Origin of the sequence: Massilia sp. KIM, assembly GCF_002007115.1 — a bacterium.
Lineage (GTDB): Bacteria > Pseudomonadota > Gammaproteobacteria > Burkholderiales > Burkholderiaceae_D > Telluria.
The window spans coordinates 2,491,138-2,509,285 of sequence record NZ_MVAD01000001.1; the positions used below are offsets into that span (position 1 = coordinate 2,491,138).

The 18,148-nt window shown below is 66.9% G+C and carries 16 protein-coding genes and 1 tRNA gene; 1 reads left to right on the forward strand and 16 read right to left on the reverse strand.

Annotated elements, in window-relative coordinates:
- Nucleotides 1-3 precede the first annotated feature (3 nt).
- The 12 genes from epsI to B0920_RS10870 form a co-directional block, all read right to left on the reverse strand.
- Entirely contained in the window at nt 4-720 is a 717-nt protein-coding gene (gene epsI / locus B0920_RS10815; RefSeq protein WP_078032501.1) for an exosortase-associated protein EpsI, B-type, read from the reverse strand.
- A complete protein-coding gene (gene xrtB / locus B0920_RS10820) occupies nt 717-1,661 on the reverse strand; it encodes an exosortase B (protein ID WP_078032502.1) in 945 nt (314 codons plus the stop codon). The genes epsI and xrtB overlap by 4 nt, the downstream gene beginning before the upstream one ends.
- 1 nt (nt 1,662) lies before the next feature.
- Complete coding sequence (gene epsG / locus B0920_RS10825; protein WP_078032503.1) at nt 1,663-2,532, reverse strand: chain length determinant protein tyrosine kinase EpsG; 870 nt, start codon at nt 2,530-2,532, stop codon at nt 1,663-1,665.
- A 15-nt stretch (nt 2,533-2,547) separates the two neighbouring features.
- A complete protein-coding gene (epsF, locus tag B0920_RS10830) occupies nt 2,548-3,957 on the reverse strand; it encodes a chain length determinant protein EpsF (protein ID WP_078032504.1) in 1,410 nt (469 codons plus the stop codon).
- A gap of 49 nt (nt 3,958-4,006) precedes the next feature.
- Nucleotides 4,007-4,795 carry a polysaccharide export protein EpsE gene (epsE, locus tag B0920_RS10835; RefSeq protein WP_078032505.1) on the reverse strand — a complete coding sequence of 263 codons (789 nt, stop codon included), beginning with the start codon at nt 4,793-4,795 and terminating at the stop codon, nt 4,007-4,009.
- A 55-nt stretch (nt 4,796-4,850) separates the two neighbouring features.
- Nucleotides 4,851-5,879 (reverse strand): EpsD family peptidyl-prolyl cis-trans isomerase, encoded by a 1,029-nt coding sequence (locus B0920_RS10840; protein ID WP_078032506.1) that lies wholly within the window; start codon nt 5,877-5,879, stop codon nt 4,851-4,853.
- Nucleotides 5,880-6,033: 154 nt separating this feature from the next.
- Nucleotides 6,034-7,038 carry a GDP-L-fucose synthase gene (locus tag B0920_RS10845; protein WP_078032507.1) on the reverse strand — a complete coding sequence of 335 codons (1,005 nt, stop codon included), beginning with the start codon at nt 7,036-7,038 and terminating at the stop codon, nt 6,034-6,036.
- A gap of 2 nt (nt 7,039-7,040) precedes the next feature.
- The gene (gene gmd, locus B0920_RS10850; RefSeq protein ID WP_078032508.1) at nt 7,041-8,156 is read right to left on the reverse strand and encodes a GDP-mannose 4,6-dehydratase; all 1,116 of its coding nucleotides are present in this window, start codon (nt 8,154-8,156) and stop codon (nt 7,041-7,043) included.
- A 304-nt stretch (nt 8,157-8,460) separates the two neighbouring features.
- The gene (locus B0920_RS10855) at nt 8,461-9,843 is read right to left on the reverse strand and encodes an undecaprenyl-phosphate glucose phosphotransferase (protein WP_078032509.1); all 1,383 of its coding nucleotides are present in this window, start codon (nt 9,841-9,843) and stop codon (nt 8,461-8,463) included.
- Nucleotides 9,844-9,872: 29 nt separating this feature from the next.
- Nucleotides 9,873-11,084 (reverse strand): XrtB/PEP-CTERM-associated polysaccharide biosynthesis outer membrane protein EpsL, encoded by a 1,212-nt coding sequence (gene epsL / locus B0920_RS10860; protein WP_229455359.1) that lies wholly within the window; start codon nt 11,082-11,084, stop codon nt 9,873-9,875.
- A 35-nt stretch (nt 11,085-11,119) separates the two neighbouring features.
- Nucleotides 11,120-11,848: a CAAX prenyl protease-related protein gene (locus tag B0920_RS10865; protein ID WP_078032510.1), complete on the reverse strand. Its 729-nt coding sequence runs from the start codon at nt 11,846-11,848 to the stop codon at nt 11,120-11,122.
- A 44-nt stretch (nt 11,849-11,892) separates the two neighbouring features.
- Entirely contained in the window at nt 11,893-13,827 is a 1,935-nt protein-coding gene (locus tag B0920_RS10870; protein ID WP_078032511.1) for an ATP-binding cassette domain-containing protein, read from the reverse strand.
- Between the two features lie 223 nt (nt 13,828-14,050).
- Here B0920_RS10870 and B0920_RS10875 point away from each other — a divergent pair.
- Nucleotides 14,051-14,125 (forward strand) — tRNA-Arg (locus tag B0920_RS10875).
- Between the two features lie 13 nt (nt 14,126-14,138).
- Here the strand turns inward: B0920_RS10875 and B0920_RS10880 are convergent.
- The 4 genes from B0920_RS10880 to B0920_RS10895 all read right to left on the reverse strand — a co-directional run bounded on the left by B0920_RS10880 (nt 14,139) and on the right by B0920_RS10895 (nt 18,122).
- A complete protein-coding gene (locus tag B0920_RS10880) occupies nt 14,139-14,912 on the reverse strand; it encodes an EAL domain-containing protein (RefSeq protein WP_078032512.1) in 774 nt (257 codons plus the stop codon).
- An 85-nt stretch (nt 14,913-14,997) separates the two neighbouring features.
- Nucleotides 14,998-15,522 (reverse strand): MarR family winged helix-turn-helix transcriptional regulator, encoded by a 525-nt coding sequence (locus B0920_RS10885; protein ID WP_078032513.1) that lies wholly within the window; start codon nt 15,520-15,522, stop codon nt 14,998-15,000.
- 77 nt (nt 15,523-15,599) lie between these two features.
- A complete protein-coding gene (locus tag B0920_RS10890; RefSeq protein WP_078032514.1) occupies nt 15,600-17,222 on the reverse strand; it encodes an AMP-binding protein in 1,623 nt (540 codons plus the stop codon).
- Between the two features lie 192 nt (nt 17,223-17,414).
- Nucleotides 17,415-18,122, reverse strand: a complete 708-nt coding sequence (locus tag B0920_RS10895) for a response regulator (RefSeq protein ID WP_078032515.1) — start codon at nt 18,120-18,122, stop codon at nt 17,415-17,417.
- Nucleotides 18,123-18,148: the final 26 nt, after the last annotated feature.

An 18,148-nucleotide genomic window follows, 5' to 3' on the forward strand; every position in this document is an offset into this window, starting at 1 on the left:
GGTTCAGTGGTGTTGCGCGAGCTGGGCCGGCGCCTTGCCGGCGTCGGCGCCCAGCAGGCGCGTACGGTCCTGGGGCGCGAGCGCGCCCAGCATCTCCTGGACGAAGCGGTCCTGGACGGCGTAGGCCGCGCCCTGGTCGGCGCCGATGGTCGAGACCCGCACCAGCATGCCGTCCGGGATCTCGCCCGACAGGCCATAGGCCAGGCGGCGCAGCTTCTGCTGGATGCCGCTGCGGGTCACGCTCTCGCCGATCGTGATCCAGTAGGTGATCGGCTCGTTGCGCTCGTGCAGGCGCGCCACCAGGCGCTGGACCGGCACCTCGCCGTAGCGGGTGGCGAGCGCGTCCTCCCTCTCGTCGACCATCTGGAAGCCCTGGGCCACGTAGCAGACCTCGGGCAGGTGTAGCTGCAGCGACTTGCTCTGCTCGCCGCCATAGGCGATCGACAGCATAACGCGCTCGCCGCGCGGGTTGATGTAGGTGCGCGACAGGGTCTGGTCGTAGATCAGCTCGAGCACGCGCTGCTGTTCCGGGTCCGGGGTCAGCGGCACCACGCTGGGGTCGAGCACCCACTGGCCGAAGCGCTGCGGGATCATCTGCTCGAGGCTGAACTTTTCATGCTCCTCGAGCGGACGCGGCTTGGGCGTCAGGGCCCCGGTCAGGGCCGAGGTGCCGGCCATGGCGGCGCCCAGGATCAGGCTGATGGCGAGACGGCGGTTCATACGGCCTCCTTGAGCTTGTGGGACGGGCCGGGGCCGCGCGGGCCCCCGCCTTCCCTGCGCTTGATCCACCACTGCAGGCCGGAGTCGACCGCCAGGATCAGCACCAGGGCCGTGACGAACAGCACCATGCCCGCGAAGCCGTGCAGGAAGCCCTGGCCGGCCGCGTCGCCGAAGTAATAGGTGATCAGGGTCAGGGTGATCACGCGGATCACGTTGGCCGCGAAGGAGATCGGGACGATCAGGATCGCCAGGCCGATGTTGCGGAAGGCCGAGGGGTGGCGCATCAGGTTCAGGTAGAACAGGCCGAGGGCCTCCAGGGTCAGCAGGGTCTGCAGGCCGGCGCAGGCGTCGGCCACCAGCAGCTGGTACTGGCCGATCTGCAGCACCACGCCTGAGCGCGAGATCGGGTAGCCCAGGCCGAACAGGATGTGCTCGGTGGCCCAGGACACGGCCATCTTCATGGGCATGGTCACGGCGGCCACGAGTTCGCTCGGCAGCGGCACCATGAAGAGCATGAAGAAGAAGGGGAACCACAGCACGCGCAAAGCGCGCGAACCGCGCTTGATCAGGAGGATCGCGGCCGTCACGGCCAGGATCGAGCCGACCTCGAACATCAGGATGGCTTGCGAACGGCCCAGCAGGTGGATGGCCAGGCCGAAGACCAGCAGCGGCCAGCCGAACCAGCTCGCCTGCGGCGGGGTGCTGGCGGCGATGACTTCGGGCCACTTGCGCCAGATCAGCCAGACCGCGAGGAAGAAGATGATCGGGCCGTGGCCCTGCTCTTCGCTGACCCAGGCGCCGGTGAACAGGCTGTAGAAGGTGGGGCCGAACAGGAGCGCCAGTCCGAGCAGGACGGGCCACCATTCGGGCAGGGCGTGGCGCAGATCGGACCGCCAATCTCCCGCGTCCAGCGGGGCGCTTGCAGGTACCTGGTTCGCCATCTCAGAACTCCACCACCACCGAACCGATCACTTCCGCGCCGGCCTCGGCCATCTGCTCGGCCATGCGGCCGATGTTGGCGATGCGGGTGCGGTGCTTGGCCGCCACCAGCAGCACGCCGCCGGCGCGCCCGGCCACGGCCAGGGCGTCGGCGCCCGAGCCGAAGGGCGGCAGGTCGTAGAGCACCACGTCGTAGCGGCTCTCGAGCTGGGTGTTGAGGTTGCGGAAGCCTTCGCGCGCCAGCAGTTCCTGGGGGTTGGGCGGGAGGGTCCCGGCCGGCATCACCGACAGGTCGACGAAGGCGGGCACGCGGGCGATGACGTCGAGGTCGGCGCGTCCGGCCAGCAGGTCGGACAGGCCCTGGCGCGGCTTGATGCCGAACATCTCGCTCTGGCGCGGACCGCGCAGGTTGGCGTCCACCAGCAGGGTCTGCTCGCCGAGCTGGGAGAACACCACCGCCAGGTTGGCCGCGAACAGGCTGGAGCCGTCTTCGGGCGAGACCCCGGCGATCGCCAGGGCGCGGCGGCCGCGCGCGAACCAGCGCAGCATCAGCTGGCTGCGGATCGCGCGCAGCGATTCGACCTGGGGCGAGAAGGGTTCATAGGCCGCCACCAGCTTGGGCGAGAGGTTGGCCTGGCCCTTTTGCAGGTAAGGATAGGAGAACTGGCGAGCCAGCACCTGCTGGATGTCGTCCTCGCTCACCAGGCCGAGGCGCACGGCGGCCTCGCCGAAGCGGATCCCGAGGTCCTTCTGCATGCGCAGCACGCGCTCGGCGCTCTCGGGGGTCAGCTTGCCGGCGTCGAGCAGCAGCGCGCCCATGCTGGTCTCGGCCGGGTGGCCGGTAGGCAGTGCGGATAGCACGGATGAATTCATGATGGTGTCGACTCCTTAGTTCAGGCGCAAGAGGCGGCGCGGCGCCATCAGGTTGCGGATGCCGCCGCTGCGGGCACGGGCCGGGCGCCATTCGATGGTGCCGAGCACCGGGATGCCCAGCATGTCCTTGACGTCGCCGGTCGAGCGCACCGGACGGTTGATCAGCTCCAGCAGCAGGGCCAGGCCGACGCCGAGCACGGTGCCGAGCAGGATCGAGATCAGGGTATTGAGCAGCACGCGCGGGCCGGACGGATCGGTGGGCGCGGTGGCCGGGTTCAGGATCGAGATGTCGGACTGTTCGGACTGGGCTTCGATGCGGGTCTGGGAGAAGCGCTGGCTGGCCGAGTCGAAGGCGCGCTGGGCGCTGTCGAGGTCCTTGAGCAGCACGCCCAGCTCGTCGCGGGTGCGGTTCAGCTCCAGCACGCGCGCCTTTTGCGCGGCCAGTTCGGAGCGCAGCTCGGCTTCGCGCTGGCGCAGTACCGAGGCGTTCGAGCCGACGCTGCGGGTGACGCTGCCCAGGGCGGCGTTGAGTTCGGCGCGCAGCTTGCCCACCTCGGCCGAGGCCGACTGGTATTGCGGGTGGTTGCGGCCGTAGCGCGAGCCGGCTTCGGCCAGCTTCGATTCGGCGCCGGAGAGCTGCACGCGCAGGTTCTGGATCAGGGGATTGTTGGCCACGTCGGCCGAGTTGACGCCGCCGCCGGCCATCTTCTCGCGCGAGCCGGCCTCGATGGCGGCGGTCTGGGCCGCGACCAGCTGGGACGACAGGTCGTTCAGGCGCGACAGCTCGATGTCGACGCGGTTGTTGTCCAGGCTGACGATGCCCTTTTCCTGCTGGTACTTGGACAGGCGCGCCTGGGCCGCCTCGAGGTTGTCGCGCAGCTGCTTGGTCTGCTCGTTGAAGTAGGTCGAGGCCTTCTTCGCCGGCTCGGTCTTGAGCTGCACGCTGATCTTCTGGTATTCCTCGGCGAAGGCGTTGGCGACCGCCGCCGCGAAGGCCGGGTCGGCGCCCTTGAAGCTGATCTCGACCACGCTCGACTCGCGCGAGGGCATGATCTCGAGCTTCTTGAGCAGCAGGTCGGCCAGCCAGTCGCGCGCGCTGCCCTTGCCTTCGCTCGAATCGCGCCACTGCTGCTGGACCGCCGGGCTGGAGGCCAGGCGCAGCGAGTCGACCACGCGCAGCGCCACGTTCTTGGAGCTGATGATGTCGATCTGGGTGGCCATGTAGCCCGGCAGCAGCTGGCCCGGCATGGTCAGGCCGGTCAGCGGGTCCACCCCCTTGTAGTTCAGCAGCACGGACGCCGTCGCCTTGTAGGTCTTTTGCTGGATCAGGCTCCAGCCCAGCGCCAGCAGCACCGTGACCAGGAGGGTCGACAGAATAAGCTTCTTCCTGGCAAGAAGAATCAGGAGGAATTGTTGAACGTTCATGGCTAAACCTTTTCTACAGCGGGGTGAACAAACCGGGCGGGCCGGACTCTCAGAACCAGCTCTCGCGCACGGTGATCACGTCGTCGACCTGGACCACGTCGTTGGCCTTGACGTTGATGGTGACCGGATTGCCGCTGGCGTCCTTGCGGGTGATCTTCATGCCGTTGTTGCTGCCGCGCGGGCTCAGGCCGCCGCTCGCCGAGACGGCTTGCTGCACGGTCATGCCGCGCTCCAGGCGGAACGGACCGGGACGGGTGACTTCGCCGGTGACGTAGGCGCGCGGGGCGCGCTCAACGTAGATGACGTCGCCGCCCGCCACTTCGTAATCCTTGTCCAGCTCGCCCTTGCGCACCATGTCGATCACGTCGATGGTCTCGCGGGTGGTCTTGCCGTCGCGGGTGCGCACCAGGCTCACCATGTCGCCGCCGTCGCCGTGGATGCCGCCGGCCATGGACAGCAGGTCGAGCACCTTGCGCCGGCCCTCGACCGGATAGCGGCCCGGGCGGTTGACATAGCCCAGCACCGAGACCTGCTGGCTGGCCAGGGTGGTCACCAGCATGTTGACCTGGGCCTTCTTGAGATAGCCGCCCTTCTCCAGCAGGCTGCCGATCTTCTTCTCGGCCTCGGCCACCGAGAGGCCGCCCACGCTCACCTGGCCCAGCAGCGGGAAGGTGATGTTGCCGGTTTCGCTGACGCGGGTCTCCAGGGCCAGGTCAGGGCTGCCGTAGACCGACATCTTGACCACGTCGCCCGGTCCCAGCTTGACTTCCTGGGCGCCGGCGAAGCCGAAGCTCAGCGTGAGGGCCGCGGCCACCATCCACTTGATGAAACGTTTCATGTTTGCTCCTTTATGCTTGATCTTGTCGGATACCTGTTTGCGAATCAGGTGTTCATCACTTCAGGCCGGCCACGCCGCGCGAGACCGCGGCCTCGTCGGTCGAACCGCCCTCGCCTGCCGCCGGCGCCACCGCGCCCGCCGCCGCCGAGCCATCGGCCACCGCGGTCGGGGCCGCCGGCGCCGCCGGGACGGCGCCCGGCGCCGGATCGTTCTTGCCCGGCGCCATGTCCTTGTTCAGGTAGTCGATCTTGGCGGTCTGGCGCAGGCGCTGGATTTCGGCCTGGGCCAGCTCCTTGTTCTTGCGGTTCATCAGGTACTGGCCGATCTGGGGCGCGGCCACGGCCAGGGTGACGGGCGCGTCGCGCACGTCGGCGATCGACATGACGAGGGCGCGCTGGCCTTCCTTGACCACGAACAGCTGGCCCTTGGGCATGGACAGCAGCTTGGACGAGATCTGCTGGTTGAGGTCGGCGGTGCTGCGGGTCACCTGGGCGCGGCCGTACTGGACCTTGCGCGAATCGAGCAGCACGGCCACCTCTTCCAGCGACTTGGCGTTGTCGACGGCGCTGCGCAGCTCGGGCGTCAGGGCGGCGGCCGGCAGCACCAGCTGGTTCATGGCGAACTGCTTGCGGTTGGCGAAGAACTGCGGGTTCTTGTTGAAGTAATCCTCGATCTCGGCCTGGGTGGGGCGGACCGGCTCGCCGACCTTCTTCTGCATGTAGGCCTGGGCGATGATCAGGGAGCGGGCGCGTTCGATGGCCTGCATCACCTTGGGATCGCGGTCGATCTTTTCCTTCTCGGCCTCGCTCTCGAGCAGCTGGCGGTCGATCAGGGCCTGCAGCAACTGCTTGCTGGCCACCTGCTGCTGGGCTGCCGGCACGCCGGCGCGCTGCATTTCCTCGTTCAGCTGCAGCACCGTGATTTCTTCGCCGTTGACGCTGGCCAGGGCCTGGCCGGGTTTGGCTTCCTTTTCCTTGTCGCCGCAGCCGGCCAGGACCGCGGTGACCATGACCAGCGCCGCGCACAGGGCGCGCTTGGGAGTGGAAGGATGGGTTTGCTTGGCTGCCAAATGGAAGGTTTTCAAGATGACTCCTTTGTGTCGTCGGGCGGTGCGCCGCCCCGTGTTGTTATTCCTGCCGGCTCCGGGACCGGCCGGCTTCATCGGGAAGCCGGCCGGCACTCATCCATTCTGGCGAGCGCACGTTGTAAACTCTGTACGTCAATTAACACTCTGCCATTCAAGCAGCGGCCAGGCTCGGTTCTTCCTTGGCCTGGACCTGGGCTTCCTGTTCCTCCAGGTAAGCCGCGTAGGCGCGGCGCAGCCCTTCCTCGAGCGGCGTCGAAGCGCGCCAGCCGAGCGTGTTCAGCTTCGACACGTCGAGCAGCTTGCGCGGCGTGCCGTCCGGCTTGCTCGAATCGAAGACGATGCGGCCGTGGTAGCCCACGGTCTGGCCCACCAGGCGCGCCAGCTCGGCGATGGTGACGTCCTGGCCGGTGCCGACGTTGATGTGCGAGTGCATCGGATCGGTGTTGGCGGCGTAGACCTCGTGCGGCAGGTTCATCACGTAGACGCTGGCCGCGGCCATGTCGTCGACGAAGAGGAATTCGCGCATCGGCTTGCCGCTGCCCCAGATCACGACCTCGGGCGCCTGGCCCACCTTGGCTTCGTGGAAACGACGCAGCAGGGCCGGGATCACGTGGCTGTTTTCAGGATGATAGTTGTCGCCGGGGCCGTAGAGGTTGGTCGGCATCACGCTTCGGTAATCGGTGCCGTACTGGCGGTTGTAGCTCTCGCACAGCTTGATGCCGGCGATCTTGGCCATGGCATAGGGCTCGTTGGTCGGCTCGAGGATGCCGTTCATCAAGTACTCTTCGCGGATCGGCTGGGCCGCCAGGCGCGGGTAGATGCAGGAGGAGCCGAGGAAGAGCAGCTTCTGCACGCCGGCGCGCCAGGCTTCGTGCACGACATTGGCCTGCACCATCATGTTGTCGTAGATGAACTCGGCCGGATAGGTGTTGTTGGCGTGGATGCCGCCCACCTTGGCCGCGGCCAGGTAGACCTGGTCGATCTGCTCGGTGCGGAAGAACTCGCGCACGGCGGCCTGGTCGGTCAGTTCCAGTTCGGCGTGGGTGCGGGTCACGATATTGGTCAGGCCCTGGGCGCGCAGGATGCGCACGATGGCCGAGCCGACCAGGCCACGGTGGCCGGCGACATAGATGCGGGGCTGCGAAGTGTTCGACACGTTTACTCCAGTGAAAGTGCAACGTTGTAGCCATGCGATGCGAGCAGCTTGTGGCGGCGCGCCGTTTCCAGGTCGTGCGCCACCATCTCCTGCACCATCGCTTCGAAAGTTGTCGTGGGTTCCCAGCCGAGGCGCTCGCGCGCGCGGCTGGGGTCGCCCAACAGGGTGTCCACCTCGGTGGGACGGAAGTACTGCGGATCGACCGCCACGATGGGCTGGCCGACCGCCACGCCGGGCGCCTTGTCGCCATGCACCGCGGCCACCAGGCCGCGCTCGTGCACGCCTTCGCCCTGCCAGGCGATCTCGATGCCCAGCTCGCGCGCGGCGATCTCGACGAACTGGCGCACCGAATACTGGCGGCCCGTGGCGATCACGAAGTCCTCGGGCTTGTCCTGCTGCAGCATCAGCCACTGCATCTCGACGTAGTCGCGCGCATGGCCCCAGTCGCGCAGGGCGTCCATGTTGCCGAGGAAGAGTTCCTTTTCCAGGCCCTGGGAGATATTGGCCAGGGCGCGCGTGATCTTGCGGGTGACGAAGGTCTCGCCGCGGCGCGGGGATTCGTGGTTGAACAGGATGCCGTTGCAGGCATACATGCCATACGCCTCGCGGTAATTGACCGTGATCCAGTAGGCGTAGAGCTTGGCCACCGCGTAGGGGCTGCGCGGATAGAAAGGCGTGGTCTCGCGCTGCGGGATTTCCTGCACCAGGCCGTAGAGCTCGGAGGTCGAGGCCTGGTAGAAGCGGGTTTTCTTTTCGAGTCCGAGGAAGCGGATGCCTTCCAGCAGGCGCAGGGTGCCGATGCCGTCGACGTCGGCCGTGTACTCGGGCGATTCAAAGGACACCGCGACGTGGCTCATGGCGCCCAGGTTGTAGACCTCGTCGGGGCGGACCTGGGCCAGGATGCGGTTCAGGTTCGAGGTGTCGCTCAGGTCGCCGTAGTGCAGGATCAGGCGCGGATTGTCCGCATGCGGGTCCTGGTAGATGTGGTCGATCCGGTCGGTGTTGAACAGCGAGGCGCGGCGCTTGATGCCGTGGACCTCGTAGCCCTTGGCGAGCAGCAGTTCCGCCAGATAAGAGCCGTCCTGTCCGGTGACGCCCGTGATCAGTGCTTTCTTCATATTCTTGTTTCCCTGTTAAGCAAAGGCAGGCGCTTTGCTGGAATCTTGCAAACTCATCAACGATTCTACGCGGCGCGAGTGGTCACGCAAGCAAGATTCCAATCGTGCGCCCCCCTTTTAAGTGGACTTTAAGTCAAACGTTGCTCCGCGAACCTCTCCGCGGGAAGAAGCCGTGTTTTCACACGACAATGCACGTGTGTTGGTGCAAATTAGTTACATTTAGCAACTCAGCCATTGCCACCAGGGCCCACCCCGACATCGTTCGATGCGCGCGCGCCGCGCCGGTTCACGCCCTGGGCGGACCTCAATAGGCGTTCTCGCGGGTGAACACCACCTTCACCGTCTTGACGATGATCCACAGGTCCAGCCACAGCGACCAGTTGCGCAGGTAGTCGAGGTCGTACTGGATGCGCGACTCCATCTTGTCCAGGGTGGCGGTCTCGCCGCGCAGCCCGTTGACCTGGGCCCAGCCGGTGATGCCGGGCTTGACCTTATGGCGCAGCATGTAACCCTTGATCAGCTTGCGGTACTGCTCGTTGTGGGCCACCGCGTGCGGGCGCGGACCGACGATGCTCATGCGTCCCTGCAGCGCGTTAATGAACTGGGGCAACTCGTCGAGCGAGGTGCGGCGCAGGAAGCCACCCACCTTGGTGATGCGCTGGTCGTTCTTCTTGGCCTGCACCACCACCGGGCCGTCGTCGGCCACGGTCATCGAGCGGAACTTGTAGACATAGATTTCCTCGCCATACAGGCCGTAGCGGCGCTGCTTGAAGATGACCGGCCCCGGCGAGCTGAACTTCACGGCGAGGGCAATGACCAGCATCAGCGGCGCCAGCAGGATCAGGGCGATGCTCGAGATCACGATGTCGCTGCCGCGCTTGAGCACGCTGTTGAAGCCCATGAAGGGGGTCTCGGAGATCGCGATCACCGGCATCCCGCCGACGGTGTCGAAACGCGCCTGCATCAGGTCGAACACGTAGACGTCGGGCAGGAAGTAGACCGAGGCGGTGGTGTCCTTCAGCTCGTCGATCAGCTTGCGGATGCGCGGCTGGGCCGAGATCGGCTGGCTGATGAAGATCATCTTGATGTTGTGCTGGCGCACGTAGGAGGCGACGTCGGCCATCTTGCCCAGCATCGGGTAGCTCATGCCGCAGGGATGGCGCTCGGGGGCGCGGTCGTCGAAGAAGCCGCGCACCTGCATGAACAGGTTGGAGTGCTTGTCGCACACGCCGGCGAACTTGACCCCGACGTCGTTGCAGCCAACCACCACGATCGAGCGCACTTCGCGCATGCGGTCGCGGCTGCCGGTGGCCTTGCGCACCGCGATATGGCTGACCAGGATGGTGAGCGGGGTCGCGATGGCCCAGGCCATCAGCACCTTCTCGTCATAGTAGTACTTGAGGCCGCTGGCCGAGCCGAGGAAGTACAGCACCGCCATCGTGACGCACCAGCCGAACACCGTGTCGCGCGCATAGGCCAGCATGCGCCCGCTGCGCCAGGTGCGGTAGGGGTCGATGTGCTGGTAGACCGCGGAAGAGATGAAGAAGGCCAGGATCATCAGGACCAGCGAGTAGCCCGAAAACGGCTCGTCGAAGGCCAGCGTGGCCAGGTACAGGCTCCCCATGATGATGAGGGGATCGAGCACGCGCTGGAAGAACGAGATAATCGGGATGTCGTTGACCGTCATGTTTCACTTCAAAAAATTGCGGGAAAGCGTCAGAACAGCACATTGGCGCTGACCTGCACCACATTGGCGTCGAACTTGCTGGTGCCCAGGGCAGGCGCGCCGCTGCGCTGCTGGTGGGAATAGCCGGTGATCACCTGGATCTTGCGGGTGGCCTGCCAGGTGGCGCGCAGGTTGGCGGCGCGGATCGAGTCGTTCAGGTCGTCCGAGCCGATGAAGGCGCGGCGCGCGTTGTATTCGCGCTGCTCGTAGACGGCCTCGGCGTCGACCCTGACCTTGCCGGTGGCGTACCAGTTGGCGGCGATCTTGGCGCCCTTGTTGAGGGTGTAGCTGATGGCGGTGCTTTCGATCGGGGCGAATTCGCGCCACACCGAGGCGGTGTAGGCCACCTTGCCCTTGGGCGTGTACAGCAGGTTGACGCGGCCGTTGACGCCGCTGGTCTTGCCTTCGCCGAAGGAGGGCTGCTCGCGCCGCACGTAGCCGACCAGGGCCTGCAGGGTGGTCGAGCCGGTGGCGATCCAGTTGACGCGCGCCTTCAGTTCGTCCTGGGTGAAGTCGTCGGCCAGGGTGTTGTCGAGGCGCCCGGGGCGGCGGAACGGGTAGTCGCCCTCCAGGCGGCGCGCCACCAGGCCGACCGAGCTGCCGCTCTTGGGCGTGTACATCAGCTCGACCTCGGCCGCCTTTTCGGTGCGGTTGTTGAAGCGCTGGGCCAGCAGTTCGTAGGTGAACTCGTCGCGCGCCACGCCGAAGCGCAGCTTCCAGCTCGGGTGCATCTTGATGCCGGCGTCGATCAGGCGGTGCTGCTGCTGGCGCAGGTTGCGCTCGTCGCTGCGGAAATCGGTATAGGGCGCCAGCGTGCGGGCGTAGCTGGCCTCGGCGCGGCCTTCGAACAGGCGGCCCAGTTCCCAGTTCCAGACGCCCTGGACGTCGCGGCCGTCGTAGTCGAGTTGCTTGAAGTAATCGAACTTGACCTTGGAGGCCTTGGCGCTGACCGCCACGCGCTGGCGGCTGATGCGCTTGTTGTAGACGATGCCGCCTTCCAGGGTGCGGTAGGAATCGCCGCGCTTGTTGCCGAAAGGCCTTTCGTTTTCGGGAACGCGCAGCAGGTTGTCGTCATAGGCCCAGCCGATGCCGCCGTACAGGCGCATGCCCTCTTCCGCCTGGGCGAAAGCAGGCGTGGACAGGGGGAAGGTGAACAGGGCGCCGATCACGACGGCCAGGGGGCGGTAGCGGATACTCAGCATATTGTTTGTCTTCTCGAAAGTTAGTTCGCGCTGGATCACCAGAAGGCCCAGTTGCCGGTAGACACCACCCAGATGCCCAGCAATCCGTTGGTGACGGCATGGGCCAGGATGGGTGACCACACATTGCGATGCCGCATGTAGAGCAAGGTATAGGCGATGCCGGCGACGATGCCGGCCAGCCACAGGTTGTGCTCGAAACCAAAGAGCACGACGGAAATCAGGATGGCCTTGAGGCCGACGCGCGCCGGGTCGACGCGCTGGAAATCGGCTTCCTCGATCCAGCGCATCAAGAACGAACGCCAGAACAATTCTTCCATCACGGGAACGACCAGGGCGGCGCCGGCGATGCGGATCGCGACCAGCAGCCAGTCGATCTCGCCCTCGGTGATCGGGTTATAGCCCGCGCTGGAGCCGACCACCATCCATGGCAGGTCGAGGTTGATCCACAGGACCAGCACCAGCACGCCGACGGCGACCGCCAGCGCTGCTTGCTTGAGTGAAATGAATGCTGCGCGCAGCTCCTCGTACTGCTTCCAGAATACCGCCAGCAAGACCAGCACGGCGCCGGCCTGGACCGGGTAGAGCCAGCGCAGCTCGGCGCGCGCCATGCCGGCGCGTTCCAGCATGTCGCCCAGCACGATGAAGAAGATATAGGTGCCGAAAGGCAGGATGCGCGCCCAGGCCGCGCGGCTGAGGAAAGGGGTGTCGACCGAGAGCGCCCCGGGGGCGGAAGGAGCGATACGTGGTTCGTTGTGCTCGGTCATGTGTTGAATCGCAGGCGCCTGGCCTGCATGCCCCCTTCGTTACACTACTCCCCCCTGGCGCGGGCTTCGATGCGCTCCCAGCGTTCCAAGGCGTCGAGCAGCAGGTCATCGATCTCGGCGTAGCGGGCGGTAAGGCGCCGCGCTTCGTCCGGTTGGTCCTTGTACAGCTCCGCGGAATTCAGCTTGGCTGTGATCGCGGACTGCTCTTCTTCAAGATTGGCGATCAGCTGAGGAAGTTCCTCGAGCTCACGCTGTTCCTTGTAGCTCAACTTTATCTTTTTGCCAGATACGTTCTGTGCGGTAGATGACATACCACCGCTTTTTGTTGAGCTGGACTTGAGCGCTTCGGCGGCTTTCGCCGCTGCGGCGGCGGGCGTCGGCTCGCTGGCCTTGACGCGCTCCCAGTCGCTGTAGCCGCCGACGTATTCGCGCCACAGGCCTTCGCCTTCGGCGACGATGACTTGGGTAACGACATTGTCCAGGAAGGTACGGTCGTGGCTCACGAGAAACACCGTGCCGCTATAGTCTTCGAGCAATTCCTCGAGCAATTCGAGGGTGTCGATGTCGAGGTCGTTGGTGGGTTCGTCCAGCACCAGGCAGTTGGCCGGCTTGGCGAACAGGCGCGCCAGCAGCAGGCGGTTGCGTTCGCCGCCCGAGAGCGACTTGACGGGCGAGCGCGCGCGTTCCGGCGCGAACAGGAAGTCGCCCAGGTAGGTCATCACGTGTTTCTTCTGGCCATTGATCTCGACCCAGTCGCTGCCCGGGCTGATGGTGTCGGCCAGGCTCGCCTCCTCGTTGAGCTGGGCGCGCATCTGGTCGAAATAGGCCACGTTCAGGCGGGTGCCGAGGCGCACCGCGCCGCTGTCCGCGCTCTCCTCGCCCAGGATAATGCGCAGCAAGGTGGTCTTGCCGGCGCCGTTGGGGCCGATCAGGCCGACCTTGTCGCCGCGCAGGATGGTGGCGCTGAAGTCGCGCACGATGCACTTCTCGCCGAAGCTCTTGGACACGTTCTCGAGGTCGGCCACGATCTTGCCGGAGCGCTCGCCGCTGCCGACTTCGAGCCGGATCTGGCCCTGCTGCTCGCGCCTTGCGGCGCGCTGCAGGCGCAGGGCTTCCAGGCGCCGTACGCGGCCTTCGTCACGGGTGCGGCGCGCCTGCACGCCCTTGCGGATCCACACTTCTTCCTGGGCCAGGAACTTGTCGAACTTGGCGTTCTCGACTTCCTCGTTGGCCAGCAGTTCGCGCTTGCGTTCCTGATAGGTGGAAAAATTGCCCGGGAAGGAAAGCAGGCGGCCGCGGTCCAGCTCGATGATGCGGGTGGCGACGTTGTCGAGGAAGCTGCGATCGTGGGTGATGAAGAGCACCGAGCCGCGGAATTCGCGCAGCAGGCTTTCCAGCCACTTGATCGAAGTAAAGTCGAGGTGGTTGGTGGGTTCGTCCAGCAGCAGCACGTCCGGGCCGGAGACGAGGGCCACGGCCAGGGCCACGCGCTTCTGCATGCCGCCCGACAAGGTGCCCATGGTGGCCTCGCCATTCAGGCCCAAGCGGTCGAGGGTGGTATCGACCTTGCGCGCCAGGTTCCAGCCGTCGACGGCGTCGAGCTTGCCCTGCAGCTCGTGCATGCGCTCCATCAGGGCTTCGTCATTGCCTTCGCCGAACTTGCCGGTGAGGGCCTCATATTCGGTCAGCATCGCCTGCTGGTCGCCCATGCCGGCGGCGACCGCCTCGAACACGGTGGAGGCCGGGTCGAACACCGGCTCCTGCTCCACGTAGGCGATGCGCAGGCCCTGCTGCATCACCAGCAGGCCGTCATCCAGCTTGGCGCGGCCGGAGATAATCTTGAGCAGCGAGGATTTGCCGGTGCCGTTGCGGCCGATCAGGCCGACGCGCTCGCCGGCTTCGAGGGAAAAATCGGCATGGTCGAGCAGGGCCACGTGGCCGAAGGCCAGCTGGGCGGAGGTAAGGGAGATGACAGCCATAGTCGGTCCAACTTCTCGCGCCGCCAACAAGGGGGCGCAGGAAAATGTGCGGGTTGATTGAGTAAGGCGCACATTGTACCGACTTGGGGGCGAGGACTTCCAATTGTCAGGCTCGCATCGGCTATAATTGCGCTCGGTCCACGGTACCGGCCCGTTCGCGGGGCCCGCCCGCCGGACCGCAGGCCTCGTCATGCCCTGCCCGCCTCACGGCGGCGCTCGCGTCCTCCCTGTAGCACAATGGATAGTGCACATGCCTCCTAAGCGTGGGATCCAGGTTCGATTCCTGGCAGGGGGACCACCACCCGGCCCGATCAATGCCACACCGCAGGATCGATCTCGCGCACCGTGCGCAAGGTCGGCTTGCCGAACAGATAGCCCTGCATCAGGTCCACCCCTGCATTCGCCAGCCAGTCGCGCTCGCCCACCGTCTCCACGCCTTCGGCCAGCACGCACACGTCCAGCTTGTGGCACATGCCCAGCACCCCGCGCACGATGGCCTGGCGCACCCGGTCGGTGTCGATCCCGCGCACCAGCTGCATGTCGAGCTTGACGATGTGCGGCTGGTACTCCGACAGCAGCTCCAGCCCGGCCAGCCCGGCGCCGAAGTCGTCGATCGCGGTCACGAAGCCGTAGCGCCGGTACTCGCGGAAGATGTTCACCAGATGGGGCCGGTCGCGTACCTTCTCCCCTTCCCTGACCTCGAAGATGATGTTCTCGACCGGGTAGCCGGCCTCGCGCGCGGCGTTGAAGGTGTGCTGGATGCAGGTGGCCGGGTGGTAGACGGCGTTCGGCAGGAAGTTGATCGACAGGCGCTCATGGATGCCGAGTTCGGCCGCGCTGCGGATGGCCTGGATGCGGCAGGCCTGGTCGAAGTCGTAGCGGTTCTCCTCGTCGACCTCGGACAGCACCGACCAGGCGCTCTGGCCTTTCGGTCCGCGCACCAGCGCCTCGTAGGCGTAGACGCTGCGCTGCTTGAGGTCGACGATGGGCTGGAAGGCGAAACTGAGCTTGAATTCGCGGCCATGCATGCGCCGGCACCGGCCGCAGGAGCGGAATTCCGGTGGCACTTCGGGCTGGGTCAGCATGCTGGCCTCCTGTCGGGACTGGCGTTCATTATGCGCCGCCCGTCACCGACAGTCGCACGATTGCAGTCCCGACTGTCGGTTACCGCTACCGCCCTTCGGCGATGCGGATCCGGCGCTTCATCGTCGACAGCAGGCCGATCAGGCTTTCCTTGTCCTCGGCCGGGATCTCGGCCAGCATCTCGTCGATCCAGCGCTCGTGCACGGCGGCCATGTCGGCGAAGGCGCGGCGGCCCGCCGGCGTCAGCTTGACGGCATAGGCGCGCCGGTCTTTGGCGTCGGCCACGCGCAGCACCAGGCCTTCGCGTTCCAGCTGGTCGGTGATGCCGGTGACGTTGCCGCCCGTGACCATCATGCGCCTGGAGAGTTCGCCCATGCGCAGGCCGTCCGGATGGCGCTCGAGCTGGGCCATCAGGTCGAAGCGCGGCAGGGTGATGCCGAAGCTGGCGCGCAGCCGGCTGCGGATCTCGTTCTCGATGCGCGTGGTGCAGGACAGCATGCGCAGCCACAGGCGCAGCGACTGGTGGTGTTCCTGCGTCAGCCGGCTTTCGAGGTCGAGCGCGGACAGCGCATCCTCGTCCTCGTCGCGGTCCTGCCCTTTGTCGTCCTGCATGGTTTCTCCGTATTTGTCCGCGCTCCGCCGGCGCTCTGGCGGCGCCTTGTCAGTGTGCCCGCGTGCCAGGGCGCCGGCTAGGGCGCATCGGTGCGCAGCTTGAAGCGTTGCAGTTTACCGGTTTCGGTGCGCGGCAGCTGTTCGCGAAAGCGCAAGGCGCGCGGGTACTTGTAGGGCGCGATCTGCTGCTTGACGAATTCCTGCAGTTCGCGCGCCAGCGCCTCGGACGGGACCTGGCCCGGCTTGAGCACCACGTGGGCCTCGACCAGCTGCCCGCGTTCGGCGTCGGCCCGCCCCACCACGCCACATTCGGCCACCGCGGGGTGGCGCAGCAGCGCTTCCTCGACCTCGGCCCCGGCGATGTTGTAGCCGGCCGAGATGATCATGTCGTCCACCCGCGAGCGGTAGTAGAAATAGCCGTCTGCGTCCATCTCGTAGGCGTCGCCGGTCAGGTTCCAGCCGTTCTTGACGTAGTCGCGCTGGCGCGGATCGTCCAGGTAGCGGCAGCCGGTCGGGCCCTTCACCGCCAGCCGCCCCACCACGCCCGGCCCCAGCTGCCGCCCTTCGGCGTCGAGGATGCAGGCCTGGTAGCCCGGCACCGGCTTGCCGGTGGCGCCGGGACGGATGTCGGCGCCGGCCGCCGAGATGAAGATGTGCAGCATCTCGGTGGCGCCGATGCCGTCGATCATGGCCAGGTTCGTCGCGGCCTGCCAGGCTTCGCGCGTGGCCAGCGGCAGCGCCTCCCCGGCCGACACGGTGCGCGTCAGGCTGGACAGGTCGAAGTCCGGCGCCAGCGCCGCCATCTGGCGGTAGAAGGTCGGGGCCGTGAAGCAAACCGTGGCGCGATGCTGCTCGATCGCCGCCAGCAGGGCCTCGGGGCTGAGCTTCTCGTACAGCACGGCGCGCGCGCCGACCCGCAGCGGGAACAGCAGCAGCCCGCCCAGGCCGAAGGTGAAGGCCAGCGGCGGCGTGCCGATGAAGACGTCGTCGATGTGCGAGCGCAGCACGTGGCGCGGGAAGCAGTCGCAGATCGCCAGCACGTCGCGGTGGAAATGCATGGTGCCCTTCGGCACGCCGGTGGTGCCCGAGGTGAAGCTGATCAGGCAGACGTCGTCGGCCGCCGTGTCGTGGGCCGGAAACGGCGCGTCGTGGCGCGCCATGCGCGCTTCCAGGCCGTCCTGCGCCTCGCTGTCGAAGCGCAGCAGCGGCAACTGCGGCATGTCCATGGCCTCGATCTCGGCGCACAGGCCGCCGGCGCACAGCACCGCGCCCACGCGCGCCCTGGTGGCGATGGTGGCCAGCTCGCGCGCGCGCAGCAGGGGCATGGTCGGCACCGCGATATAGCCGGCCTTGATCACGGCCAGGATGGCGGCCGCCATGGTCGGGCAGTTGGCGCCGCGCAGCATGATGCGGCTGCCGGTCGGCAGGCCCAGGTCCTGGCGCAGCACGTGGGCGATGCGGTCGACCCGCTCAAGCAGCCCGGCGTAGGTGAGCGTCTCGCGCGCCCCAACGAGCGCCACGCGTTGACCCCAGCCGCGCGCCACGCCGGCGTCGAGCAGCTCGGCCACGCAGTTCATGCGTTCGGGATAGCGCAGCCCGGGCAAGTCGAAGCGCAGTTCGGGCCAGTCGGCGACAGGCGGCAGGTGGGCGCGGGCGAAATCGTCCGCGTAGCCGCTCGGCGCGAGCGCGCCGGCCGCCATGGCGTTTGCGGAGGATGCGATTGCTGCTGGGTCGTCGGTCATATGCGGCCTCGATGATTGGACAGGCAACGATGCACTACGCCGTCGCCCCCGCGAGCGCGGGGGCCCTGCAACGCCTTCCAGCTACATTTGGCGTTCCAATTACTTTAAATCTAAAGTAACCCATCAGCAAGCGGATTCGTCGCCCCGCGCTCAGCCATGGCGCGTGCGTTCGGCCTGGCGCAAGACGCTGGCCCCGGCACGCCCCAGGGCCTGCCCGATCCGTCCCGCGTCGAGGGCGCAGGCGTCGAACTGCTCGAGCTGCTCGAGCGCCGCCGCCGCCCCGCGCAGGCCGAGGGTGGCGCAGCCCTCTCGCAGGCGTTTGAGCTTTCCCAGCACCGCATCCAGTTCGCCAGCCGCCAGCAGGGCCGCCAGTTCCGGCCCCGCCGCGTCCAGCTGGCGTCCCAGGCCGTCGAGGTAGAGCTGCAGGCGCGCGCCGTCGATGCCCAGGCGCCGCACCACGCCGGCCGGGGACTCGTCCTCGTCGGCCTGGGCGGCGCCGTCCAGGCGCGCGAACTGCATGCGCACGTCCTCCAGGCGGAAGGGCTTGACGATGTAGCCGTCCGCGCCCAGGCCGGCCGCTTCGGCCATGGTGGCCGCGTCGGCGGCCGAGGACACCAGCACGAAGGGCTGGCGGCACAGCGCGGCATCGGCGCGCACGCGCTCCAGCAGGCCGAGCCCGGACAGGCGCGGCATGCGCAAGTCGCAGAACACCAGGTCGGGGGCCGGCCCGGCCTGCAACTGGCGCCAGGCGTCCTCGCCGTCCTCGGCTTCCAGAATCTCGTGGCTGCCGCTGCTGTCGATCAGATGCATCAGCATCATGCGCGACACCACGTCGTCGTCGACTACCAGGACCTTCATCGGTTCTCCATCCGCAAGAGGAAGCG